This is a genomic window from Staphylococcus sp. HMSC13A10 (assembly GCF_001808005.1).
Lineage (GTDB): Bacteria > Bacillota > Bacilli > Staphylococcales > Staphylococcaceae > Staphylococcus > Staphylococcus pasteuri.
In genome coordinates this window covers 291,748-317,896 of record NZ_KV791856.1, presented here as the reverse complement: position 1 = coordinate 317,896, position 26,149 = coordinate 291,748, and the positions used below count along the sequence as shown (strand labels likewise).

Here is a 26,149-nt window from a genome sequence, read left to right as displayed (position 1 = left end):
TACTTACGTGTAATATATTATGGTATACAAATTCTTACTAACGTGAACAACTAGATTAAGAGAAAGAGTGGGATATTAATGACAATTAATGATACGCAATACTTAAATAATGGTTATCCTATGCCTTCAATTGGATTAGGTGTGTATAAAATAACTGATGACGAAATGAATGAAGTGGTCAATTCAGCAATTGAAGCGGGCTATCGTGCTTTTGATACGGCATATTTCTACGGTAACGAGCAAGCGCTCGGCCGTGCACTTAGACAAACTGATGTTGACAGAGAAGATTTATTTATTACCTCTAAATTATGGAATGATTACCAAGGTTATGACAGTACGATTCAATATTTTAACAAATCGTTAGAAAATTTAGGATTAGATTATTTAGATTTGTTTTTAATTCATTGGCCTTGCGAAGACAATGGCTTGTTCATTGAATCTTATAAAGCATTAGAAACGTTATACCATGAAGGAAAAGTCAAAGCAATTGGTGTTTGTAATTTTAAACAACATCATTTAGAAAAATTAATGCAGGAAACTGATATTACACCTCAAATTAATCAAATCGAATTACATCCGTATTTTAACCAACATGAATTACAACAATATTGTGATGATCACGATATTAAAGTCACTGCGTGGATGCCATTAATGAGAAATAGAGGTTTATTAGATGATCCAGTAATTTTAGATATGGCTAAAAGATATAAGAAAACACCTGCACAAATTGTGCTACGTTGGCATTTAGCACATAATCGAATGATTATTCCTAAGTCTAAGACGCCAAGTCGTATTAAAGAAAACTATGATATCTTAGATTTTAATCTTGAACTTACAGATGTAGCTCAAATCGATAGCTTAAACCAAAATGCTAGACAAGATAAAGATCCAGATGAAGTAGCTATAGGAGATTTAAAATAAATGTATTGAGTTTTAAGTAAAAATTTAATGATAGAAAGAGAGTATGAGTAACATTAAGGCGATATTAAGATTTTGTAAATACAAGGGCTTTAACTAGATTATCTTATTTACTACTTGATAAACTTATACTAAACCATTTTGTAGAAAAGGATGTCGTTGAATGAAGATAAGGGTCATCATTCCTTGTTTTAACGAAGGAGAAGTCGTATTAAAGACATATGAAAAATTGACTGAAATAATGAAACAAGACAGCGTGGATAAGCAATACGAATACGATTTGCTATTCATAGATGATGGCAGTAAAGATTCAACTATTGATCATCTACAAAGTCTGGCACTTGAAGATCATCAAGTAAAATATATTTCGTTTAGTAGAAATTTTGGTAAGGAAGCTGCTATGATTGCTGGTTATCAACACAGTCATAGTTGTGACGCAGTTATAATGATAGATGCAGACCTTCAACATCCACCTCAATTTATTCCACAAATGATTGAAGGATATAACGAAGGTTATGATCAAGTAATTGCTAAGCGTGATCGTAAAGGTGAAAATTTTGCGAGAAAATCAATGACTCGCATGTACTATAAGTTAATTAACGCCTTTGTAGAAGATATCCAATTTGAAGACGGTGTAGGAGACTTTAGGCTATTAAGTAAACGTGCAGTACAGTCACTTACATCTATGGATGAATATAATCGTTTTTCAAAAGGGTTATTTGAATGGATTGGTTATAATACGAAAGTGTTCACATATCAAAATGTAGAACGTGAAGCAGGTGAATCAAAATGGTCATTTGCTAAATTACTTAACTACGGAATTGATGGTTTAATTTCATTTAATAATAAACCATTGAGAATGATGATTTATCTTGGAATGTTCACATTTTCTTTAAGTGTTCTTTATATCGTATATTTACTAATCAATATAATAATTTCTGGTGTTAATATACCTGGTTACTTCACTACTATTGCAGCGATTTTACTATTAGGTGGTATTCAGTTGATGTCGATTGGTGTCATTGGTGAATATATAGGACGTATCTACTATGAAGTGAAACGCCGACCTAAATATATAGTTCAAGCTACGAATATAGAACCTGATCAAGAATCAGAAGCACATAACACAAATGATAATTTAAAAACTACTGAAGCTAAAAAAGAACAAACACATCACTATAATCAAATTAAAAGATTAGATTTAAATAGACAACAAACGTCATACCAATCTTCACAAAATAACGAAAAATATAAAGAGCATGTACATTAAATAAACTCACAAGTATAGGGATATCACTTATACTTGTGAGTTTTTAATATTGTGGTTGAGACTTTAATGATTTTATAATTGAATAAATAAAAAAAGTAACATTTATAAGTTGATAAATGTTACTTAAATATATGTTGCCAGATGATAAACAACATGAATAGTACATATATAATAGTAAATACATACCAAAATGGTGTAAGTATCATCATAGCAATAAACGCAATCATAATTATAATTGTACCAATTGTAAGTGGGTATTTAATAGATTTTAAAAATGGTAAATATTCAAGTTCTGATGATTCGAACGTACCTACAAATAATAAAATGGCACCAATAAGAAAAATTGCAGGTGCTAAATATGGTAATGACATGTAGAGTGACTGTTCACTTGATATATTTGTAATAAACTGAGATAAACTCACTACAATTGCAAATATCATTGCGATAAATTTTTGATCTTTTATGATAAAAGGATGAATTTTTTTGTTTAAATAGAGTTGTAATAATGCCCATGCAATTAACAAAATCATCGTATAGATTGATATGAAATTATATTTTGACACGATAAACAAATCAATAATGGCATTAAGAGAAATAGCTATTAATATGGAGCTAAATCTAAGTTGTTTAAATTGGTGAAAATATAAATCAAGTCCGACTATGAGCAATACTACGGCAATATTAATTAATAAATATAAAATCATGATGTGCTCCTATCCGCAATATTTCATTCAATTATTATATCAATTAATATAAAGTTAATCATTATATAACACTCGAAAATGTTAAAGTTATATTAACTAAATTTTAAACTCCCTTCATATTACTCCATAATAAAGTATGCAATTGAGGTAATACGTAAACATTGTTCATATCACTACTTGTCATTACACGGTCTACTAAACTTTCATAGCGTTGTAGTAATTTGGCAGTATGGTTATCAACATTATCATCTAAATATGGGTTGCCTACTTGTAAATAGAAAGGAATAGTAGGGTAACGATGATGAATCATTTTAGCAAAATCAAAATCATCTTCCTCAAAGATGACCACTTTTAAATTTAATGATTCAGGTACGCATTGCTCAATAACGCTATCTAAAATATCTAAATTAGGTTTCATTTTTGAACTTGGTGGTTTAGGGCTGATAGTTAAATCATTGATTTGAGTCATCCAAGGTTGGAATTTACTACCTTGAGTTTCTAGAGCAGTTTGAATATGATGTGTTTCGAATAGATCAACCAATTCTTGAATTCCTTTTATAAGAGCGGGATTACCACCAGAAATCGTTACATGGTTAAAGTTATCTCCACCAACTTCACGTAATTTGGCATATATTTCTTCAGCAGTCATTAATTGAATATCTTCTTTTGCGCTTCCATCCCAAGTAAAGGCTGAATCACACCAACTACAACGATAATCACAACCTGCAGTGCGTACAAACATTGTTTTTCTACCTATAACACGACCCTCTCCTTGAATGGTTGGACCAAAGACTTCTAATACAGGTATTTTAGCCATTATTGCTCATCCTTAGGACGAAATACGACATAACTTGTAGGCGTCTCGCGCAAGTATACTTGAACGCACTTAGGATTATTATCTTGTTCATTAAGGTATGATTGAACCATTTGATAAATTGTTTGAGCGACAATTTCAGTAGAAGGACTTTTGCCTTTGAACTCTACTAAATCATTAAGTAAATAATGGTCGAACTGTCCATGAATCAATTGTTTTAAATCGCTGAAATTCACTAAAAAGCCATTGTGATCTAATTCATCTCCAACGATAGTAATATTTACAAAATACGTATGACCATGGGTACGCATACATTTTCCAGCATCTTCGCTTGGAATATAATGAGCTGCTGAAAAGTTAAAATCTTTATTAAGTTCGAATTGATATGGGTGACTAACACTAGGATAAATTTGTTGTAGCATACTTATTTTACTCCTTTTTGTTCAAGATATTGTTCAAGCCCTCGTGATCTAAGTTGACAGGCAGGACATTCGCCACAGCCATCTCCAATAATACCGTTATAACATGTTAATGTATTTTCACGAATGTAATCTAACACACCAAGGTTATCAGCAAGTTCCCATGTTTGTGCTTTATCTAACCACATTAAAGGCGTGTGAATAACGAAATCACGATCCATTGATAAACTTAAAGTCACATTCATTGATTTAATAAAACTATCACGACAATCAGGATAACCAGAGAAGTCAGTTTCACAAACTCCGGTAATAATATGCTTAGCTTTAATTTGATAAGCTAATGCGCCAGCAAATGATAAGAATAGTAAATTACGTGCTGGTACAAAGGTGTTTGGAATACCATCTTCTGTCTCTTCGATTTTTAAATCATGTTGTGTTAAGGCATTAGGTGTTAGCTGAGATAAAAGTGACATATCTAAAATGTGATGTTCTACATTTTGCTCTTGTGCAATTTTTTTAGCCACTTCAATTTCAGTATCATGTCTTTGACCATAATTGAATGTAACAAGTACAACTTCCTTGAAATGTTTTTTTGCGTAGAATAAACACGTCGTACTGTCTTGACCACCACTGAAAACGACGATAGCTTTGTTATTATCTAATTTATCTTGAACCATTCATATTTCCCCCAGTTTATCTTTGGTTATTAGATCCGAAATTTTAAGCATAAAAAAAGCCTATCTCTATAAAAAAGATAGACGAAAGATTATGAATACACATATAATTTTAATATAAAAAGTTAAAAAGATATGTCTATTTATAATTTGAAATTAAATTCAGTGTCTAGTTTTTTATAGAGGGTTTCGGCTAGGAACCTCTGATAAATATATTTTGTACGCACCATAGAATAAACTAATTCATATGTAAAATCAAGAGAATTTTTGTGATAATAGTGTTAAAGATATATATAAGTCAGTTACAATAAGTAGTTTAATAGCAAGCATGACATGTTTTTACAATAAGTCATGCACCTAACTGTGATTTAATGAAATGATTGAATAATATTAATTAAATGGAGCGAAATTATGATAGTAGTGATAGATAATAAAGATTCATTTACATATAATTTAATAAACTATTTTAAAATAGCTACTAAGGAACCAATTAAAGTCATTGACATAGATGATTTAATATTAGAAGAGTTAGTTGCATTTAACCCCAATGCCATTGTTATTTCACCAGGCCCTGGAAGACCAAGTGATTACCCCAAATTGTTTAAGGTGATTGAAACATTTTATCAACAAGTTCCTATATTAGGAGTGTGTCTAGGTTTTCAAGTTGTTTATGAATATTTTGGTGGTAAGATTGTACATCGCAATAATCCGATACATGGTCATACTACAAAACTCAGTCATCAACAATTAGGTATTTTCAAGGGTATACCTCATTCGTTCAATGTTATGCTGTACCATTCTCTTATGGCAGATAAAGAAACGTTACCAAATGAATTAAAAGTCACAGCAATAGGCGAAGATGGTGTTATTATGGGCTTGCAACATCAACAGTATTCAATCTTTGCAGTACAGTATCATCCTGAATCAATTTTAAGTGAGCATGGTTATAATCAAATTCAAAATTTCCTTGAAATCGTAGGTGAGAACAGTGAATATAGAATTTAATTATCGCTATTATATAGATGAAGACAAATATGAAACCTATCACATTCAATTAAATGATTATCACAAGAAATGTATTGCTACTCAGTTAAGTGAAGTTGGCAAAGTTGTACAATTTGCTGAAACACAACAGCAACAAGGTTATTTTGTGGCTTTATATTTAACATATGAAACGGCACGTTATTTTAATCCTCAAATGGCTGTATGTGAAATAGAAGATAAAGATATATTAGCGGTTGCCTATAGTTTCAATTCAGCAAAAGAATTACAATATAAATCACCCAATAGTACACCATACGATAATCAACATGATTTTCAATTTGTAGAATCTAAACATCAAATGAAAGAGAAAATTCGACATATCCAACAAGCTATTGTTGAAGGCGATACATATCAAGTTAATTATACGTCACGTTTAACTGACAATATTTATTATCCTATTGAAAAGTTATACGAACAATTAACAGCAACAGGAAATGGTAATTATACGGTGCTACTAGATACGGATGAAGTCAGTGTCGCATCCATTTCTCCGGAATTATTCTTTCAAAAAGGTCATTTTAAAAATGAAGATAATATCATTGTTAGTAAGCCCATGAAAGGGACTATACCAAGAGGAGATAATGATAAAGAGGATTATAATAACTATCTTCAATTACAACAATCAGATAAGGATAAAGCGGAAAATGTGATGATTGTCGATTTACTAAGGAATGATATATCTCGAATTGCAGAAACAGGTTCTATTATAGTTTATAAATTATTTTTTATAGAAACTTATCAAACTGTATATCAAATGACGAGTATGGTAGCTGGAAAGTTATCTACTAATGTGACACTTAAATCAATATTAGGAGCTATTTTCCCTTGTGGCTCTATTACTGGTGCACCCAAAATTAATACAATGCGATTTATTAAAGAATTAGAACAAAGACCAAGGTATATATACTGTGGAACAATAGGATTGTTAATGCCAAATGACAAAATGATTTTTAATATACCAATTCGTACAATTGAATACCGACATCAACAAGCTATTTATGGTGTTGGTGCTGGAATTACAATTAACTCCAATCCTGATTCAGAAGTTCAAGAATTCCAAGATAAAACTAAAATATTGGAGAGATTATAATGTATTTGTTTGAAACGATGAAATTGGAAAAAGGCCAAATCTCACGTTTAATATATCATGAAGACAGAATACAACGATCTAGTAAAATGCTTAATATCCCATTTGATCAATCTAAATGGGATGACTTGATTCAAACTATTCAACATCAATATAATCAAGGTATTTATCGCTTAAAAGTAATGTTAGAAGAAAATGGAGAATTAGAATATGTAGTAGCCCCTTTATCTTCTAAGTCTCAATTTACTGCAACAATAGTACCTGAACATAATGGTAGTTCTCATTTAACTAAAATCAATAAGACATCTAATCGTAATCATGTAACGTATCGTTTAGATACAGACTTAGCTCTTATATATAATAAAAATGGAAAGATTTTAGAATTTGATATCGGCAATATAATGATTAAGGAAAATGGTAACTATTATACACCGCAATATAATGAAGATTTTTTATTAGGATGTATGCGTCAGTATTTAATTGACCATGGTAAATTGAAAGAGAAAAATTATTATATTGATGATTTTATAAAGAAAGTAAAAGGTAACGAAATAGAAGTATTTTTGTTGAATAGCCTTCGAGAGGTTGCCGATGTAACAATTTATCTTTAAAATTAATTTTAAGAATAGTAAATCATAATAAACGGAGAAAATAATGGCATTAGTATGGATAGTAATATTAGTAGTTGTAACGGTTGTTAATAAAGTGATTATTGATCGATTAATACACAAAAATTCATATATATTAGCACGTATTGTTGCAACGATTACTACAATATGTGCCATTATATTAGTTTATTTTTTGATTAAATCACTTATGCCTATTGTTATTGAACGTATGAACGTATTTTATCATCAATAAAGACTTTTTGAGGTGAAGGTATGAAAATTTATAGTCAAGGCGATCAAGCCATCGTAGTATCTATAGAGAAAAAGGTGTCTAAGGATCTTACAGAAGATTTATTAGCCTTGAGAACATATTTAAATGAAAGAAACTATCCGTTCATCACAGAAATAGTTCCAACAGAATCGGATATGATGATTATATATGATGCACGAGATATGATTAAACATCACCATATACAATCACCTTTCTTATATATGAAAGCACTAATAGAATCGATTCAATTAGAAATATCACATAATGTTCAAAATAAAGAGCCTATTCAAATCCCTATAGTATACGGAGATGAGTACGGACCAGATTTAGACGCTTTGTTAAAACATTTTAAAATCGATAAATCTCAATTTATACAACTTCATTCAGGAAGCGAATATTTTGTATCAATGATGGGCTACTCACCAGGATTTCCATATTTAACAGGTATGAATAAAAAATTATATGTAAATCATACTAGTACTAAAAAGAAATTTATCCCAGCAGGTTCTGTTGTTATAGAAGGAAAGAAATGTGGCATCGTTACAACTGATACCTACAATGATTGGTTAGTTATAGGCTACACACCATTACAACTTTTCTTCCCTAATAAAACGAATTTTGCCATTTTAAAATTAGGCGACAATGTTCAATTTATTGCAAAAGAGAAAAACGATTTGAATATAGGAGACTTGAAGACATGTCAATCATAATAGAAAATAGTGGTCTTTTTAGTAGTTTTCATGATTTTGGGAGACACGGCTATGAACATAATGGAGTAATTCCTGGTGGTGCGCTAGATAGTTTATCGCATGAAATCGCTAATCGCTTAGTTGCTAATGATAAAAATGAAGCAACATTAGAAATGACTCAAAAAATGCCGAAGATAAGATTTACTGAACCTACTTTAATTGCTTTGGCAGGTGGAAATTTTAAAGCTGAAACGAAAAATATGAAAATTTACCCATATAAGCTTTATTTAATGAAAAAAGATGATGTTTTGAGATTTGAAGAAACGAGTCGAACATCACGTGTATATTTAGCTGTTGGTGGAGGTTTTGATTTAGAAGAATGGTTAGGTTCAACTTCTACAGATTTTAATGTGAAAATGGGAGGATATGAAGGTAGACAATTAAAAGATGGTGATCAAATCGAAATGAAACGACAATATAGCGATCGTCATCAAAAACTATTTGAGAATCTCTCAGACAAACGACAAACAGATTGGGGCGTTGACGGTTACGCGCTATCTTTTAATTATATGTCAGATGTATTTCATGTTATTAGAAACAAAGGTTCAGAAGATTTTAAAGAGAATGTATTGCAACGCTTTACTTTGAATAATTACAAAGTATCAAGCAAAGCTAATAGAATGGGAATGATATTAGAAGGACAAAAAGTGAAAGCTTATTATGAAGATATGCCAGCGCATCAATCTGTTAAACGAGGAACAATCCAAGTTAAAAGGGATGGAACACCAATCATTTTATTAAATGATCACTATACATTAGGTAGCTATCCTCAAATTGGGACAATTGCGAGCTACCATTTAACAAAACTAGCACAGAAACCAACAGGTTCTAAACTGAAATTTCAATTTATTGATATTGAAACAGCAGAGAAAAATTTAATAAAATACAGTAATTGGTTAAATCAACTGTTCCATGGTATAGAATATCGAATGCAATTGGAAATGCTAAAATAAATTATATAGTAAAAAAGTTCATGCTTAAGACTGATGTCTATAAATATAATCAATAATTAAAATATATGAATAAACGAATTGATGAGTATGATAATGAGAGTAAACATTTCTAAAAGTGTGTTTTTACTTGATATTTGGGTTGACTTCCTTTATATTAATATATTGAGCTATGTATTTTGTTACAATATGATTACATTCGTCATATTAATCTTAATAAAAAATTAACATCAATTATATAGTAGCTAGTTAATAAATTAATCTACTAGCTATTTTTAACGTCAAAATAAAATGTTTAGTGAATTTTTAAAATTATAGATTGTTTTAAATCATTGAAGATAACTTGTAAATAAGTTGGAAATGGCATTGTTTAGAGTTTCTGATATTGATGATTTATTAACAATTAACGGAGGAAACAAACATGAGTTCTCACAAAAAGAAGATAAGTCTTTTTGCGTTTTTCCTGATGATGGTATTTACTATCACCTTGAAGACGTATTTTTCCTATTATGTTGATTTTTCTTTAGGTGTTAAAGGGTTAGTACAAAACTTAATATTACTGATGAATCCATACAGTTTAGTCGCACTAGTACTAAGTGTGTTCCTATTCTTCAAAGGTAAAAAGGCTTTCTGGTTCATTTTTGTTGGAGGATTCTTATTAACGTTTTTACTATATGCTAATGTTGTATATTTCAGATTTTTCTCTGACTTTTTAACATTTAGTACATTGAATCAAGCAGGTAACGTTGAATCAATGGGCGGTGCATTAGGTGCTTCATTTAAATGGTATGACTTTGTATACTTCATTGATACAATTATTTACCTATTTATTCTGATTTTTAAACGTCAATGGTTAAGTACAAAAGCGTTTAGCAAAAAGTTTGTGCCAGTTGTTATGGCTGTATCAGTCGCACTATTCTTTTTAAACTTAGCTTTTGCGGAAACAGATCGTCCAGAACTATTAACTCGTACATTCGACCATAAATACTTAGTTAAGTATTTAGGACCATTTAACTTCACTGTATACGATGGTGTCAAAACGATTGAAAACAATCAGCAAAAGGCATTAGCATCAGAAGATGACTTAACTAAAGTGTTGAATTACACGAAACAAAAACGAACAGAGCCAAACCAAGAATATTATGGTGCAGCTAAAAAGAAAAATATCATCAAAATTCATTTGGAAAGTTTCCAAACTTTCTTAATTAATAAGAAAGTAAATGGTAAAGAAGTAACACCATTCTTGAATAAGTTATCAAGTGGTAAACAAGATTTCACATACTTCCCTAACTTCTTCCATCAAACTGGTCAAGGTAAAACATCTGACGCAGAGTTGACAATGGATAATAGTATATATGGGTTACCACAAGGTTCAGCATATTCATTAAAAGGTGACAATACTTATCAATCATTACCTGCTATTTTAGATCAAAAGCAAGGTTATACTTCAAATGTTATGCATGGTGACTACAAAACATTCTGGAACCGTGATCAAATTTATAAACATTTTGGTATAGATAAGTTCTATGATGCAACATATTATGATATGTCAGATGACAATGTTGTTAACTTAGGTTTAAAAGATAAAGTATTCTTCCATGATTCAGCGAATTATCAAGCTAAAATGAAAAAACCATTCTATTCACATCTAATTACATTGACTAACCATTATCCATTCACATTAGATGAGAAAGACGCTTCAATTGATAAACCTAATACAGGTGATTCAACTGTAGATGGTTATATTCAAACAGCACACTATTTAGACCAAGCATTAGAAGAATATGTAACTGATCTGAAGAAAAAAGGTCTATATGATGATTCAGTAATTATGATTTATGGTGACCACTATGGTATTTCTGAAAATCATAATAATGCTATGGAAAAATTATTAGGTGAGAAGATTACACCAGCTAAATTTACTGATTTAAACCGTACTGGTTTCTGGTTGAAAATTCCAGGTAAATCTGGCGGCATTAATAAAGAATATGCAGGTCAAACAGATGTAATGCCAACAATTTTACATCTTGCTGGTATCGATACTAAGAACTATATTATGTTTGGTACTGATTTATTCTCTAAACAACATAACGATGTAGTACCATTCAGAAATGGTGATTTCATTACTAAAGACTACAAATATGTAAATGGTAAGTTATATTCTAATAAGGATAATGAATTATTAACTAAAAAACCAAAAGACTTCGAGAAGAATAAAAAACAAGTTGAAAAAGACTTAGAAATGAATGATAGTTTACTTAATGGAGATTTATTCAGATTCTATAAAAATCCAGATTTCAAAAAAGTAAATCCATCGAAGTATGAATATAAAACAGGACCTAAAGGTAATGAGAAAAAGTAATTGATATAAATTAAAATCCGAATTGAGCGTATTTGCTCAATTCGGATTTTTTGTTCTATTTGCCTTCGTTTTAAAACTCTATTTATAGGAATTTTTATATGGAAATTGCATATTTAATGATTAGAAAAGAACAAATGATGATTAGCCTAATGCAACGTCTAATATCATCATAATGGCAAATCCAAGCATTAAACTTAATGTAGCTAAATCTGTGTTATTACCTGATTGAGAGTCAGGAATAAGCTCTTCAACGACAACAAATATCATTGCACCTGCAGCAAAAGCAAGCGCATAAGGAAGCATTGGTGTGATAATTAGTACCGCACCTGCACCAATCATAGCAAATATTGGTTCTACAATTGCTGAAGCTTGTCCGTAGTTGAACGCTCGCCAACTTGAAGAACCCGCTGCTTTAATTGGCATTGATAGCGCTGCACCTTCAGGAATGTTTTGGATACCAATTCCAATAGCTAAGCCAATTGCTCCTAAAAATGTAGCAGTACCATTACCTGATACGACACCACCAAATGCTACCCCGATTGATAAACCTTCAGGAATATTGTGTAATGTAATGGCTAAAACGAGAAGCGCATTTTTACTCAATGATGTTTGAATACCTTCTTGTTGTTGATTTTTATCTTTAGCATTTCTGTGAATATGTGGTATGACAAAATCTAAACCACGAATAAAGAAACCACCGAATAAGAAACCAATTGCGGCTGGTAGCCAAGGTACGGCTGAATCTTTACTAAATTCAATTGAGGGTTGTAATAGAGACCAAAAACTCGCAGCAATCATAATACCTGCGGCGAACCCTTGCATAGAGTTCAACACTTTGTCATTTACAGATTTAAAAATAAAAACAGAAGCTGCACCAAGTGCTGTTAATAACCATGTAATGATTCCTGCAATTAAAGCTTGAAAATGAGGAGGCAAATTTTCGAAGAATTCTGCCATAACTAGGTCTCCTTATATCATTTAAGCTTAAAAAGGTGTATAATATATAGAACTGATTTAATCTTAACAAATTTATATTGAAAATTCGATAGTAAAAGGAAGATAAGCATGGAAGCATATAAAATTGAACATTTAAATAAATCCTATGCAGATAAAGTGATATTCGATGATTTAAATTTATCAATATCTGAGCATGAAAAGATTGGTCTCGTTGGGATTAATGGTACAGGTAAAAGTACTTTGCTAAAAGTTATAGGTAATCTAGACGAAGATTTTACAGCCGATATCACTCATCCTAATAATTATCGAATTCGCTATTCATCTCAAAAACAAGATTTAGATGGTGAAATGACTGTTTTTGAAGCAGTACTAAGTTCTGATACACCAACTTTAAAAATTATTAAAGAGTATGAACAAGCTGTAAATCAATATTCAAAAGATCAAACTGACAAACAATTTCAAGTCATGATGAATGCACAAGAAATGATGGATCGCAAAGATGCATGGGATTATAATGCAGAAATTAAAACCATCCTATCTAAACTAGGAATCAATGAGACGAATAAACTCGTTAAAGAATTATCAGGTGGTCAACAAAAACGTGTTGTATTAGCTAAGACTTTAATTGAACAACCTGATTTATTATTGTTAGATGAACCTACAAACCATTTGGATTTTGAATCAATTAATTGGCTTATCAATTACGTGAAACAATATCCCTATACAGTATTATTCGTAACTCATGATAGATACTTTTTAAATGAAGTATCATCTAGAATTATTGAATTAGACAGAGGTAAATTAAAAACTTATCCAGGTAATTATGAAGATTACATCGCAATGCGAGCTGAAAATGAAGAAATTGAACAAAAACAACAAGCAAAGCAAAAGGCACTATATAAACAAGAGTTAGCATGGATGAGAGCAGGGGCTAAAGCAAGAACAACGAAACAACAAGCTCGTATTAATCGATTTAGCGATTTAGAATCTGAAGTAAAACAACAAACTAAACAAGATAAAGCACAGTTAAATTTGGCTTACTCTAGACTTGGTAAACAGGTTTATGAATTAGAGCATGTGTCTAAATCTATCAATGGCAAGATGCTATTCAAAGATATTACTGAAATAATACAAAATGGGCAGAAAATTGGAATTGTAGGACCTAATGGTGCAGGTAAAACGACACTATTAAATATTCTAGCTTCTGAAGAACAATCGTTCGAAGGTACTTTAAAGGTAGGGCAAACAGTTAAAGTTGCCTATTTTAAACAAACTGAAGAAACTTTAGACAGAGATATTAGAATGATTGATTATCTTCGAGAAGAAAGTGAAGTTGCAATGGAAAAAGATGGCACTTCCGTTTCGGTAACACAATTACTCGAACGATTTCTTTTCCCTAGTTCAACACATGGTAAAAAAGTATATAAATTATCAGGTGGAGAACAAAAGCGTCTTTATCTATTACGATTACTAGTACATAAGCCTAATGTTTTATTATTAGATGAACCTACTAATGATTTAGATACTGAGACATTAACAATATTAGAAGATTATATAGATGAATTTGGTGGATCAGTTATAACTGTTAGCCATGATAGATATTTCCTTAATAAAGTCGCGCAGGAATATTGGTATATCCATGATGGAATAATGGAAAAAATTATTGGCTCATTTGAAGATTACGAAGCCTATAAAAAATCTCAAGATAAACAAGTAGCAATCGAGAAACAAGCTACAAATCAATCAAAGACTAAGCCACAAACACGTAAAAAATCAGGTCTATCATATAAAGAACAACGTGAATATGAAGCACTGTTGAAACGAATTGATCAAACTGAAACTAGGTTAGTTGAAATTGATGAAGAAATGGTAGAAGCTAGTGCTGATTATGCAAAAATTAAAGAATTAAACGAAGAAAAAGAACAATTAGAAACAACGTATGATGCTGACATCAATAGATGGAGTGAACTCGAAGAATTAAAAGAACAATAAGGGGAATTTAATCATGCAAGAAACTTTATCGCATTATTTTGGCTACGATACATTTCGACCCGGACAAGAAGAAATTATATCGAAAATTATGGATCATAGAAATGTATTAGGTGTATTACCAACAGGTGGTGGTAAATCTATATGTTATCAAGTGCCTGGATTGATGTTAGGTGGGACTACAATTGTTATTAGTCCATTAATATCTTTAATGAAAGACCAAGTAGACCAATTAAAAGCAATGGGGATTAATGCAGCATTTATTAACAGTAGTTTGACTCAAAAGCAGCAAAAAGAAATTGAACAAAAGTTAATCAATGGGCAAATTCAATTTTTATATGTAGCACCAGAACGTTTTGAAAATCAATATTTCTTGAGTCAATTACGAAAAGTAAATATTCATTTAGTAGCTTTTGATGAAGCACACTGTATCTCTAAGTGGGGACATGATTTTAGACCTAGTTACCAAAGCGTTATTCAGAAAGTGTTCACTCTCCCTCAAGATTTTGCAATTGTTGCATTAACAGCTACAGCAACAGCAGAAGTACAACAAGACATCATGGAAAAGTTAAACATTAACAGTCAAGATGAAGTCAAAACAAGTACGAAACGTCGTAATTTAATTTTCAAAGTTAATCCAACTTATCAACGCCAAAAATTTGTCGTAGATTATGTAACAGATCACGATGAAGAAGCGGGTATTATTTATTGTTCAACACGAAAACAAGTAGAAGAATTACAAGAGGTGCTTGATAGTCATAAAGTAAAATGTACTATTTATCATGCTGGTTTAACGAATAAGGAGAGAGAAGCGGCACAAAATGACTTTCTATACGATCGTGTAAATGTTGTTATTGCTACAAATGCATTTGGTATGGGTATTGATAAATCTAACGTTAGGTTCGTCATTCACTATAATATGCCAGGAGATTTGGAATCATATTATCAAGAAGCAGGTCGTGCTGGACGTGACGGATTGAAAAGTGAATGTATTTTATTATTCAGTGAACGCGATAGAGGGCTACATGAATACTTTATAACAGTATCTCAAGCAGATGATGATTATAAAGAAAAAATGGGCGAAAAATTAACTAAAATGATCCAATATACCAAAACGAAAAAATGTTTAGAAGCAACAATTGTGCATTATTTTGAACGTAATGAAAAGTTAGAAGAATGCAAACAATGTAGTAATTGTATTCAAGAAAATAAAACATATGATATGACAAGAGAAGCAAAGATGATTATTAGTTGTGTGGCACGTATGCGACAACAAGAAAGTTATAGTGTTATTATCCAAGTCCTACGTGGGGAAATAACAGATTACATTAAATATAATGATTATAATCAATTAACAACTCACGGTATCATGAAATCGTACACAACATCTGAATTAAGTCATTTAATTGATGAATTAAGATTTAAAGGATTTTTAAATGAAAATGATGAAATACTTATTTGCGATAAATCAGTTAAAAAGTTATTAAATAATGATACAAAAGTCTTTACTACACCGTTTAAACAAAAATCTAAAGAAAAAGTTTATATCAATACAGTAGAGGGTGTAGATAGAGCATTATTTAGTGAATTAGTTAAAGTTAGAAAGCAATTAAGTGATAAACTAGGTATAGCGCCGGTAAGTATTTTCTCAGACTATACATTAGAAGAATTTGCTAAACGAAAGCCAGAATCAAAACAAGATATGATTAATATTGATGGAGTAGGAAGTTATAAACTAAAACATTATTGTCCTCAATTTTTGGAAAGAATACAGTCTTATAAAACAAGTATTTAACAGAATCTATACTGAATAAAATTGAATATAATCAATCCACTCGATAAATTTTAAGGAATATACATAAAATTTATCGAGTTTTTATATTTATTTAAAAAACTAACGAAATAAGAATTTATGTTATAGATTTATTTGATTTACAAAATACAAAAAAGTTAATTATTTTTAATTGTGTTTAAGTATAGAAAAAGGGTATAGTAAACGAAAATGTCTATTTAGTTAGATTAAAGAAGGTGAAGTTGTGATTGAATTTAAGAACGTAACGAAACGATACGGCAATCATGTAGCTATAGATGATGTGAGTTTTAATATAAAAGAAGGAGAATTTTTCATATTAATTGGACCTTCAGGATGTGGGAAAACGACGACTTTAAAAATGATTAACCGATTAATACCGTTAAGTGAAGGATATATTTATTTTAATAATAAACCCATCAGTGATTATCCTGTATATGAAATGAGATGGGATATTGGGTATGTGTTACAACAAATTGCATTATTTCCACATATGACTATTAAAGAGAATATAGCTCAAGTACCTCAAATGAAGAAATGGAAAGATAAAGATATCGATGCAAGAGTTGATGAATTATTAAAAATGGTTGGATTAGAACCGGAAACTTATAAAAATAGAATGCCAGATGAACTGTCAGGTGGACAACGACAACGTGTTGGTGTAGTACGTGCGTTAGCAGCAGATCCACCGGTTATTATTATGGATGAACCATTTAGTGCGTTAGATCCAATTAGTAGAGAAAAGCTCCAAGATGACTTAATTGAGTTACAAACAAAAATCAAAAAGACGATTGTATTTGTAACACATGACATTCAAGAAGCAATGAAATTGGGAGATCGTATTTGCTTACTAAATGATGGTCATGTTGAACAAATTGATACACCTTTAGGTTTTCAGCAACAACCACAAAGTGAATTTGTAAAACAATTTATGGGTAACCATTTAAATAGACATAAATCCAAAGTGCAATTAAAAGAATTGATTATTGATCGTCCACTAGATGAAGTTTCAGTAATGAATAATTATCCTGAAATAAGTAATCAACAATATTTAGAGGATATTTATCAAACATTGATAGCTAATGAAGCTGTTATAGTTGTTGATGAACATTCACAACAAAAAAACTTGTTAAAGAGAGAAGACGTGTTTGAGTATTTGTCTGTAACAAAGGAGGGTAACGATAATGCATGAATTTTGGCAAACTTTAGGTGAACGTAAAGGACAGTTACTCTCAACGATTATTGAACATATTCAAATTTCGTTTATTGCATTATTAATTGCTACTATTATAGCAGTACCATTAGGTATTTTATTAACTAAAACTAAAAAGACATCAGAGATAGTAATGAATATTGCTGCTGTATTGCAAACTATTCCTTCACTCGCATTATTAGGTTTAATGATTCCATTATTCGGAATAGGAAGAGTACCAGCTATTATCGCACTTGTTGTATATGCGCTTCTACCAATTTTACGTAATACATATACTGGTATAAATGAAGTAGACCCATCATTAGTTGAAGCGGCTAAAGGTATTGGTATGAAACCTATAAGACGCTTAACGAAGGTGGAACTTCCCATTGCAATGCCAGTGATTATGGCAGGGATTAGAACAGCTATGGTATTAATTATCGGTACAGCAACGTTAGCAGCATTAATAGGTGCTGGTGGCCTAGGTGACTTAATTTTACTAGGGATAGACCGTAATGATGCGTCATTAATTTTAATAGGTGCGATTCCGGCAGCATTATTAGCCATTTTATTTGATGTTGTATTAAGATTTATGGAAAAGTTATCGTACAAAAAGCTAATGATTGTTTTAGGTACAATGGTTGTTATTATTATGATTGCAATTATAGTACCGCTATTTGCTCAAAAAGGCGATAAAATTACCCTTGCAGGAAAATTAGGTTCAGAACCTTCTGTTATTACAAACATGTATAAAATTTTAATTGAACAAGATACGGATGATACAGTTGAAGTAAAAGACGGCATGGGCAAGACAGCCTTCTTATTTAATGCTTTGAAATCAGATGATATCGATGGTTATTTAGAATTTACAGGTACTGTTTTAGGTGAATTGACTAAAGAGGATTTAAAATCTAAAAAAGAACCACAAGTATATCAACAAGCTAAACAAAGTCTTGAGAAAAAATTTGATATGACTATGCTGAAACCAATGAAATATAATAATACTTATGCCTTAGCAGTCAAACGTGATTTTGCTAAGAAACATAACATTAAAACAATTGGTGACTTATCTAAAGTAGAAGATCAATTGAAGCCAGGATTTACTTTAGAATTTAATGATAGACCAGATGGTTTTAAAGCTGTTAAAAAATCTTATGGACTAAACATATCTAATGTGAAAACAATGGAACCTAAACTACGTTATACAGCAGTGAATAAAGGAGACATCAATTTAATTGATGCATATTCTACAGATGCCGAATTAAAACAATATGATATGGTCGTGTTAAAAGATGATAAACATGTATTCCCACCATACCAAGGTGCACCAATGTTTAAAGAAAAATTCTTAAAAGATCATCCAGAAGTGAAAAAACCACTTAACAAACTAGCTGGAAAAATTTCTGATGAAGATATGCAAGAAATGAACTATAAAGTAACAGTGAAGAAAAAAGATCCTTATCAAGTAGCTAAAGATTATTTAGAAAAAGAAGGGCTTTTGAAAAAATAAGCATAACTTAAGTATAACCTTAACGCTAACATGTAATACATGTTGACGTTAAGGTTTTTTAATTAATGATCAAGATACGTTTTTTGAATTGAAAAGGGCAAACAATCGTACATAGTTTGATTTATGACATTCGATTTGTATATAATTAACATTAAGATTTTGAAATTTCAGTCAATTCAAGGAGGCAACGAGATTATGAAAAAACAACTTGATCAACTATCTGCATACCAACCAGGTTTATCTCCTAGGGCACTTAAAGAAACCTATGGAATTAAAGGAGATCTATTTAAATTAGCCTCAAATGAAAGTTTATATGGTCCTTCTCCGAGTGTTAAAGATGCTATAACCAAACATTTAGATGAATTGCATTATTATCCTGAAACTGGTTCACCAATACTTAGAGAAGCAATTAGTAAGCATCTTGGTGTAGATGAATCACGAGTATTATTTGGTGCTGGTTTAGACGAAGTGATATTAATGATTTCAAGAGCAATCCTAACACCAGGAGATAAAATTGTTACTAGTGAAGCAACATTTGGTCAATACTATCATAATGCAATTGTAGAAGCTGCATCAGTAGTACAAGTACCTTTAAAAAATGGCTCCTTTGATTTAGAAGGGATTTTAGATGAAGTAGACGATGATACATCACTTGTATGGCTATGTAATCCTAATAACCCCACAGGTACATATTTCACTCACGATGAACTTTATAACTTTTTAGCAAGAATACCTAGCCATGTACCAGTACTTATTGATGAAGCTTATTTTGAATTTGTCACTGCGGATGATTTTCCTGATACGTTAAAATTACAGGAAAAGTTTGATAATGCATTTTTATTAAGAACATTTTCAAAAGCATATGGTTTAGCAGGATTACGCGTAGGTTACGTAGTAGCCACTAATGAAGCTATTGAAAAATGGAATATAATTAGACCACCATTTAATGTGACACGTTTATCTGAATATGCAGCTGTAGCGGCTTTAAATGATCAAGCTTATTTAAAAGATATAACTCAAAAAAATGCCTTTGAACGTCAAAAGTTCTATCAAATACCTCAAAGTGAACATTTTTTACCGAGTCAAACTAACTTTGTGTTTGTTAAAACATCTAAAAGTAAAGAACTATATGAAGCTTTATTAAATGTTGGTTGTATCACCAGACTGTTTCCTAACGGTGTTAGAATTACGATAGGATTCCCAGAACAAAATGATAAAATGATTGAAGTTTTACAGCAATTTGATTACTAAAAAGATGAAATGTCATAACAGTAAAACCTTTTGTCTGGAACATGCATTTGCTATACTTTAGAAATACATTACATTTGAGGAGTAGATTTAATGTCTCGTAAGAAAATTGCAATAGATATGGATGAAGTGTTGGCTGATACGTTAGGTGCGATTATTGATGCAGTTAATGAAAGAGCTAACCTAGGTATTACTGTAGAATCTTTAAATGGTCAAAAATTAAAACATGTTATTCCAGAGCATGATGGTTTAGTGACTGAAATACTTAGAGAACCAGGATTCTTCCGACATTTAAAAGTGATGCCAAATGCACAAGAAGTAGTTGAAAAATTAAACCAACAATATGATGTTTATATAGCAACTGCAGCTATGGATGTACCGACATCATTTCATGATAAATATGAATGGTTATTAGAACATTTTCCATTCTTAGACCCTCAACATTTTGTATTTTGTGGACGTAAAAATATTATAAATGCAGATTATTTAATCGATGACAATCCTAGACAACTTGCTATATTCGAAGGTGAATCAATTATGTATACTGCAGTTCACAATGTTAATAATGATGATTATCGTCGTGTAAATGGTTGGAAAGAAGTAGAAGATTTATTCTTAAATGAAAAATAAAAAACAGGAAGTGGCATATATTCAATTTTTTAATGAATGGGAGCCATTTCCTGTTTTATTTTATATTAGAAAGCATATTATTGATTATTATTTTGGTTAGGGAATGTGAGTAATTTGATTGCATCAGGTAATACTTCAAGTTCAATAGGTGTTTCTAAGGCAATTTCACCATCGATATCAATTTTCATAGTAGGTTCAGTTGATAGTTTGATTTTCTGACCTGAAATATGATCGATCCCTTGTGTAATTTCATTCCAGTTCATACTGTCACGTTTTTTGAAAATATCATTAAGTATGCTAAAACTTTGATCATCAAAGATAAATGTATTGAGTTTGCCATCTTGAGGAGATAGGTCAGTTAAAGGAATTCTACTACCACCAATATTTGGACCATTTGCTACTAAAATCATTGATGTATTTCCAGTTTTTTCTTTGCCATCTATATTTAAATTAAAATCAAATTTGCTAGGATCCATTAAAGTTTTTACTGTTGAACCAATATAACTTAGTTTTCCGAAGATATCTTTAGAACCATCTTGAACATTTACAGCATTTTGAACAATTAAGCCTAAACCAACAAAATTTAGAGCATACATATCATTTACTTTAATAACATCGTAAGTTTGAATATGTGAAGATAACAACTGTTGACTAGCTAGCGTATGATTTGGGTTAAGATTTAGTGTTTTAGTGAAATCATTGAATGTTCCTCCAGGGATGATACCAATAGGTAAATCTAAATCATTTTCCATAACACCATTGATTAATTCATTTACAGTACCATCGCCACCTAAAATAAACAGTACATCTATTTGGTTTCCATAATGACCATCTTTAATTGATTGGCAGTAACGTTTAATGTCACCTTCATTTTCGCTTAATTGAATTGAAAAATGTTTACACATAGAACTTAAAGACTTTGTTACTTCACCTAAACCTTGGTAGATATCTTTTAAGCCGCTATGTTCATGATAAAATAACACACCATGATTATATTTATTTGTCATTATACATACCTACTTTCCTTAAGTTCTTATTAATATATTTCAATACCCTAAATTGATGGGCAATAATGGTAAATTTATAGCATTTTTCATTATAAACTAAAAAAGCTATAAGCCGAATTATTTCGACTTATAGCAAATATTGTTTAAATTATCTAATACCTCTCATTGCTTTAACAATTTTTGGTGAGAAGGCTAAAATAATTAAAGTAATGACTATAGCTGAAGTACCTAGGAAAATGAAGTAGTTCGTTTGACCTAATGGATCAATGAGTTTTACCAAAGTACCATTAAATGCTTGAGCAGAAGCATTAGTTAATAACCATAAACTCATCATTTGAGCATTGAATGCTTTTGGTGCTAACTTAACTGCCGCACTGTTACCAGTTGGTGATAAACATAATTCACCGATTACACAAATGATGTAAGACAGAATAACCCAGTTTACTGAGAAATGCGCACTTCCATATAAGTTACCGATTAATCCCATTAAGATATATGAAAAACCAGCTAATCCAGCACCAATGACAAATTTAATAGGTAGACTTGGTTGACGTTTACCTAATTTTTGCCAAATCATTGAAATGACTGGTGCAAATAATAAGATGAATAATGGATTAATAGATTGGAAAATAGTTTCTCCAAAGTTTGTTTTCCATCCTAAAAGATTCAATTTCATATCTGAATGTTCAATACCATAAATATTTAATACGTTTGATCCTTGTTCTTGGATTGCCCAGAACACCATACCTAAAATAAATAATGGTATAAATGCTTTAGTTCTTGAACGTTCGACCTCAGTGACATCTTTACTACGAATCATAACTGTGAAATAAGAAATTGGTAATACAATACCTAATACTAAAACAGTATTACTTACTAAATCGAATGATAATGTATTAGTCATATATGTAACGATTAATACAATGATGATAATTGCTACGATAGCACCAACAATAGCTGAATATTTTTTCTTTTCTGAAGGTGAAAGTGGGTTTGTTGGAGACATACCAACACGACCTAAATTTTTGCGATTAAATAATATATACCATACTAATCCAAGTGCCATACCGATAGCTGCAATTAAGAAACCACCGTGGAAGTTTTTAACATCTAAAAATTGTTGCAAGATAATTGGTGAAATTAAAGCACCGAAGTTAACTGACATATAGAAAATTACAAACCCAGCATCCATACGAGTGTCATCTTTGGTATATAATCTACCAACAATATTAGAGATATTTGGTTTCATCATACCTGAACCTATAATGATGAAGAACATTGATGCGAATAAACCAACCATTGAAAATGGTAAGCTTAAGCAAATGTGTCCGATAATAATGAGCACAGCACCAATTAGTGTGGCACCTCTAGTACCTGTAATTCTGTCAGAAATCCAACCACCTGGAATACAAGACATGTAAATTAAAGCACCGTAAACAGACATAATAGACATAGCAGTCGTTCTATCAATGCCTAATCCATTGTTAGCAACTGAATAGTACATATAGAATAAGAGCATTGCACGCATGCCGTAATAACTAAATCTCTCCCAAAATTCTACGAAAAATAATACACCCAATCCTCTTGGATGCCCGAAGAATCCTGTTTGTGGTATTTCTTGTATTGCTTGTTCATGGGAATTATTGGCTTTCATATATTTATCCCATCCTTTCTTTTCCCGTAACGCTAACGTTAAGTCGTTTTTAAAAATTGTACTATTGAAATTAAGAAGTTGCAATAATATTCAAAAAATTATAAAAAAGAAAATTCAGTCAATTTACTTGTGATTATTTTATGTATAATTCATACAAAGTAATTAATCATTAACTTCTTAAGATTTAGTACTAGTACTATATAAAATACGCTTTAACTCAATAAAGTGCAAGAGTTTTTTGAAAATTAAATAAAAAACTTTAGCACTAAATGAAACATCTTGCGACGACATTTCAAAGTACTAAAGTTTTAACAATAAAATAATTAAGGTATTAACGATTGTCTACATTTTCTGGATACATATCATGGTTCATCATTCTATGTTCAGCCATTTGTTCATATTTTGAATTTGGACGACCATAATTTGTATATGGATCAATTGAAATACCGCCACGAGGTGTGAATTTACCCCATACTTCAATGTAATGGGGATCCATCAAATCAATTAAATCATTCATAATAATATTCATACAATCCTCATGAAAGTCTCCGTGGTTTCTAAAACTAAATAAATATAATTTTAATGATTTAGATTCTACCATTTTAACGTTAGGAATATATGAAATATAAATTGTAGCAAAGTCAGGTTGACCAGTAATAGGGCAAAGAGATGTGAATTCTGGACAATTAAATTTAACAAAGTAATCTCTGCCTTGATGTTTATTCTCAAAAGTTTCTAAAACATCAGGTCTATAATCAAAATCGTAAGTATTATTTTGATTGCCTAGTAATGTAATATCTTGTAATTCATCTTTTTGACGTCCTTGTGCCAAAAGAATCACTCCTTTAATTAAGATTTAGATTGTTGTTGAGTTGCGTTTGATTCTCGTCTAGCTTTTTCAAACATATAATAACTTGCGCCAATAATTACGACATATCCAAGTGTAGCTAATACATCAGGTGATTCTCCGAATAATATGAATCCGAACAATGCCGTAAATATAATAGAAGCATAAGTAAATATAGAAATATCTTTAGCTGCTGCAAAACTATAAGCTAATGTGATACCAATTTGACCTACTGCAGCTGATAATCCAGCTCCAAATAAATATAGTAATTGTAAATTACTCATAGGCTCATAAGTAAATATTGTAAATGGTATAAGTACTATTACAGAAAATAAAGAAAAGTAAAAAACAATAGTATAAGGTGCTTCTCTAGTACTTAAAGCACGTACACAAGTGTAGGCTGAAGCGGCAAAGATACCTGAGAATAGTCCAACTAGTGATGGTATGATTGAAGAAGAAAATTCTGGTTTTACTATTAATAGCATTCCTAATATTGCTACAACCATCGCTGTAATTTGATATTTACGAATTTTTTCATTTAAGAAAATCAAACTGAATAAGATTGTCCAAAAAGGATTGAGCTTCATTAAAGTATCAGCATCACTGAGCACCATATGATCAATTGCGTAAATATTGAACAATACGCCTATTAATCCAAGTGCGGATCTTGAAATAAGTAATGGTTGACTACTTAACTTTCCGAACATAGGCTGCTTATATTTATATATGAAGAATAATGGTATAAACATAGCAACTAAATTTCTAGCTAAAGACTTTTGAAAAACAGGTAAATCACCTGCTAATCTGAAAAATACAGACATAAAGCTGAAGCCTACTGCAGAAATTAGGATTGCAATAATACCTTTAATTTTAGGATTCAATACTATCGCCTCATTTATAAAAATTTAACGTTACTATAGTAGCATAAATGATAGGGTTATGCATAAAAGACTTGATATTTTGGAACAAAGATTATACAATATCAATACGAACATACGTTCTATGAAGTTTACTTTGATTGATAGCATTAGATATTTTTAATATCTCTAAAAAATTGTATATAACTGAAAACGATTGCAATTCAATTCTATTGCTTTATAGGTTGTATACGTTGTAATGATAGGATTTTCGTTAATGTATTGGAATGATGGTTATGTATATTTTCTTTAAAAAAGCAAGTGATTTTAACTGAAAAATTTTTTTATTTTTATTGAGGTAAGACTAATGGTGTAGTGGTGCATGTTCAAAAGAAAAGACGAACATTAGACATAAAACTTTAACTTTAAATAAGTATAGCTATTATGTATAATGAAACACAGAATATAGTACCGATATTAATAAACAGACACAATATATTGTGTTTTGAAACGGTACTAATAAAATGAATAATTTTATTATAAATGCAAAATGACACTGATAATTTAAGAAAAAACTC

The 26,149-nt window shown here is 30.7% G+C and carries 24 protein-coding genes; 15 read left to right on the top strand and 9 right to left on the bottom strand.

Features of this window, described 5'->3' with window-relative positions:
• Positions 1-78 precede the first annotated feature (78 nt).
• The gene (locus HMPREF3125_RS06085) at positions 79-921 is read left to right on the top strand and encodes an aldo/keto reductase (RefSeq protein ID WP_070452522.1); all 843 of its coding nucleotides are present in this window, start codon (positions 79-81) and stop codon (positions 919-921) included.
• 160 nt (positions 922-1,081) lie between these two features.
• A complete protein-coding gene (locus HMPREF3125_RS06080) occupies positions 1,082-2,188 on the top strand; it encodes a glycosyltransferase family 2 protein (RefSeq protein ID WP_046466442.1) in 1,107 nt (368 codons plus the stop codon).
• 119 nt (positions 2,189-2,307) lie between these two features.
• On the opposite strand, the gene HMPREF3125_RS06075 is transcribed toward HMPREF3125_RS06080, so the two are convergent.
• The 4 genes from HMPREF3125_RS06075 to queC all read right to left on the bottom strand — a co-directional run bounded on the left by HMPREF3125_RS06075 (position 2,308) and on the right by queC (position 4,802).
• A complete protein-coding gene (locus tag HMPREF3125_RS06075; RefSeq protein WP_029056457.1) occupies positions 2,308-2,892 on the bottom strand; it encodes a hypothetical protein in 585 nt (194 codons plus the stop codon).
• A 103-nt stretch (positions 2,893-2,995) separates the two neighbouring features.
• Positions 2,996-3,709, bottom strand: coding sequence for a 7-carboxy-7-deazaguanine synthase QueE (queE, locus tag HMPREF3125_RS06070; protein WP_017637528.1), 714 nt, complete (start codon positions 3,707-3,709; stop codon positions 2,996-2,998).
• Entirely contained in the window at positions 3,709-4,128 is a 420-nt protein-coding gene (gene queD / locus HMPREF3125_RS06065) for a 6-carboxytetrahydropterin synthase QueD (RefSeq protein WP_029056459.1), read from the bottom strand. Before queD ends, queE begins: the two co-directional genes overlap by 1 nt.
• Positions 4,129-4,130: 2 nt before the next feature.
• Positions 4,131-4,802: a 7-cyano-7-deazaguanine synthase QueC gene (queC, locus tag HMPREF3125_RS06060; RefSeq protein ID WP_017637526.1), complete on the bottom strand. Its 672-nt coding sequence runs from the start codon at positions 4,800-4,802 to the stop codon at positions 4,131-4,133.
• 408 nt (positions 4,803-5,210) lie between these two features.
• Between queC and HMPREF3125_RS06055 the strand changes: the two genes are divergently transcribed.
• From HMPREF3125_RS06055 to ltaS, 7 genes are all read left to right on the top strand, one after another.
• On the top strand, positions 5,211-5,804 hold the full coding sequence (locus tag HMPREF3125_RS06055) for an anthranilate synthase component II (RefSeq protein ID WP_017637525.1): 594 nt from the start codon (positions 5,211-5,213) through the stop codon (positions 5,802-5,804).
• Positions 5,788-6,933: a chorismate-binding protein gene (locus HMPREF3125_RS06050; RefSeq protein WP_070452519.1), complete on the top strand. Its 1,146-nt coding sequence runs from the start codon at positions 5,788-5,790 to the stop codon at positions 6,931-6,933. Before HMPREF3125_RS06055 ends, HMPREF3125_RS06050 begins: the two co-directional genes overlap by 17 nt.
• Positions 6,933-7,541, top strand: coding sequence for an aminotransferase class IV (locus tag HMPREF3125_RS06045; RefSeq protein ID WP_017637523.1), 609 nt, complete (start codon positions 6,933-6,935; stop codon positions 7,539-7,541). Before HMPREF3125_RS06050 ends, HMPREF3125_RS06045 begins: the two co-directional genes overlap by 1 nt.
• A gap of 43 nt (positions 7,542-7,584) precedes the next feature.
• The gene (locus tag HMPREF3125_RS06040) at positions 7,585-7,791 is read left to right on the top strand and encodes a hypothetical protein (protein WP_070452516.1); all 207 of its coding nucleotides are present in this window, start codon (positions 7,585-7,587) and stop codon (positions 7,789-7,791) included.
• 20 nt (positions 7,792-7,811) lie between these two features.
• Positions 7,812-8,519 (top strand): 5-oxoprolinase subunit B family protein, encoded by a 708-nt coding sequence (locus HMPREF3125_RS06035; protein WP_070452513.1) that lies wholly within the window; start codon positions 7,812-7,814, stop codon positions 8,517-8,519.
• Positions 8,507-9,511, top strand: coding sequence for a 5-oxoprolinase subunit C family protein (locus HMPREF3125_RS06030; RefSeq protein ID WP_029056463.1), 1,005 nt, complete (start codon positions 8,507-8,509; stop codon positions 9,509-9,511). Before HMPREF3125_RS06035 ends, HMPREF3125_RS06030 begins: the two co-directional genes overlap by 13 nt.
• A 418-nt stretch (positions 9,512-9,929) precedes the next feature.
• Positions 9,930-11,870 carry a polyglycerol-phosphate lipoteichoic acid synthase LtaS gene (ltaS, locus tag HMPREF3125_RS06025; protein WP_070452510.1) on the top strand — a complete coding sequence of 647 codons (1,941 nt, stop codon included), beginning with the start codon at positions 9,930-9,932 and terminating at the stop codon, positions 11,868-11,870.
• 141 nt (positions 11,871-12,011) lie between these two features.
• Here the strand turns inward: ltaS and HMPREF3125_RS06020 are convergent, their stop codons facing one another.
• Positions 12,012-12,827: a ZIP family metal transporter gene (locus HMPREF3125_RS06020; RefSeq protein ID WP_017637518.1), complete on the bottom strand. Its 816-nt coding sequence runs from the start codon at positions 12,825-12,827 to the stop codon at positions 12,012-12,014.
• Positions 12,828-12,929: 102 nt separating this feature from the next.
• On the opposite strand from HMPREF3125_RS06020, the gene HMPREF3125_RS06015 reads away from it, so the two are divergent.
• The 6 genes from HMPREF3125_RS06015 to HMPREF3125_RS05990 all read left to right on the top strand — a co-directional run bounded on the left by HMPREF3125_RS06015 (position 12,930) and on the right by HMPREF3125_RS05990 (position 21,206).
• Complete coding sequence (locus tag HMPREF3125_RS06015) at positions 12,930-14,819, top strand: ABC-F family ATP-binding cassette domain-containing protein (protein WP_176745286.1); 1,890 nt, start codon at positions 12,930-12,932, stop codon at positions 14,817-14,819.
• A 10-nt stretch (positions 14,820-14,829) separates the two neighbouring features.
• Positions 14,830-16,611 (top strand): DNA helicase RecQ, encoded by a 1,782-nt coding sequence (gene recQ, locus HMPREF3125_RS06010; protein ID WP_124760792.1) that lies wholly within the window; start codon positions 14,830-14,832, stop codon positions 16,609-16,611.
• A 241-nt stretch (positions 16,612-16,852) separates the two neighbouring features.
• Positions 16,853-17,818 carry an ABC transporter ATP-binding protein gene (locus tag HMPREF3125_RS06005; protein WP_070452505.1) on the top strand — a complete coding sequence of 322 codons (966 nt, stop codon included), beginning with the start codon at positions 16,853-16,855 and terminating at the stop codon, positions 17,816-17,818.
• Positions 17,811-19,328, top strand: a complete 1,518-nt coding sequence (locus HMPREF3125_RS06000) for an ABC transporter permease/substrate-binding protein (protein ID WP_070452502.1) — start codon at positions 17,811-17,813, stop codon at positions 19,326-19,328. Before HMPREF3125_RS06005 ends, HMPREF3125_RS06000 begins: the two co-directional genes overlap by 8 nt.
• Before the next feature lie 195 nt (positions 19,329-19,523).
• Complete coding sequence (hisC, locus tag HMPREF3125_RS05995; RefSeq protein ID WP_070452499.1) at positions 19,524-20,579, top strand: histidinol-phosphate transaminase; 1,056 nt, start codon at positions 19,524-19,526, stop codon at positions 20,577-20,579.
• A gap of 90 nt (positions 20,580-20,669) precedes the next feature.
• Positions 20,670-21,206 (top strand): 5' nucleotidase, NT5C type, encoded by a 537-nt coding sequence (locus tag HMPREF3125_RS05990; RefSeq protein ID WP_029056470.1) that lies wholly within the window; start codon positions 20,670-20,672, stop codon positions 21,204-21,206.
• Between the two features lie 77 nt (positions 21,207-21,283).
• Here HMPREF3125_RS05990 and HMPREF3125_RS05985 read toward each other — a convergent pair whose 3' ends face one another.
• The 4 genes from HMPREF3125_RS05985 to HMPREF3125_RS05970 form a co-directional block, all read right to left on the bottom strand.
• Positions 21,284-22,213 (bottom strand): diacylglycerol/lipid kinase family protein, encoded by a 930-nt coding sequence (locus tag HMPREF3125_RS05985; RefSeq protein ID WP_070452496.1) that lies wholly within the window; start codon positions 22,211-22,213, stop codon positions 21,284-21,286.
• Between the two features lie 148 nt (positions 22,214-22,361).
• A complete protein-coding gene (locus HMPREF3125_RS05980) occupies positions 22,362-23,867 on the bottom strand; it encodes a peptide MFS transporter (protein WP_070452493.1) in 1,506 nt (501 codons plus the stop codon).
• Positions 23,868-24,198: 331 nt separating this feature from the next.
• Entirely contained in the window at positions 24,199-24,699 is a 501-nt protein-coding gene (gene queF / locus HMPREF3125_RS05975; RefSeq protein WP_029056472.1) for a preQ(1) synthase, read from the bottom strand.
• Between the two features lie 17 nt (positions 24,700-24,716).
• Entirely contained in the window at positions 24,717-25,595 is an 879-nt protein-coding gene (locus tag HMPREF3125_RS05970) for a DMT family transporter (RefSeq protein WP_070452490.1), read from the bottom strand.
• Between the last annotated feature and the right edge of the window lie 554 nt (positions 25,596-26,149).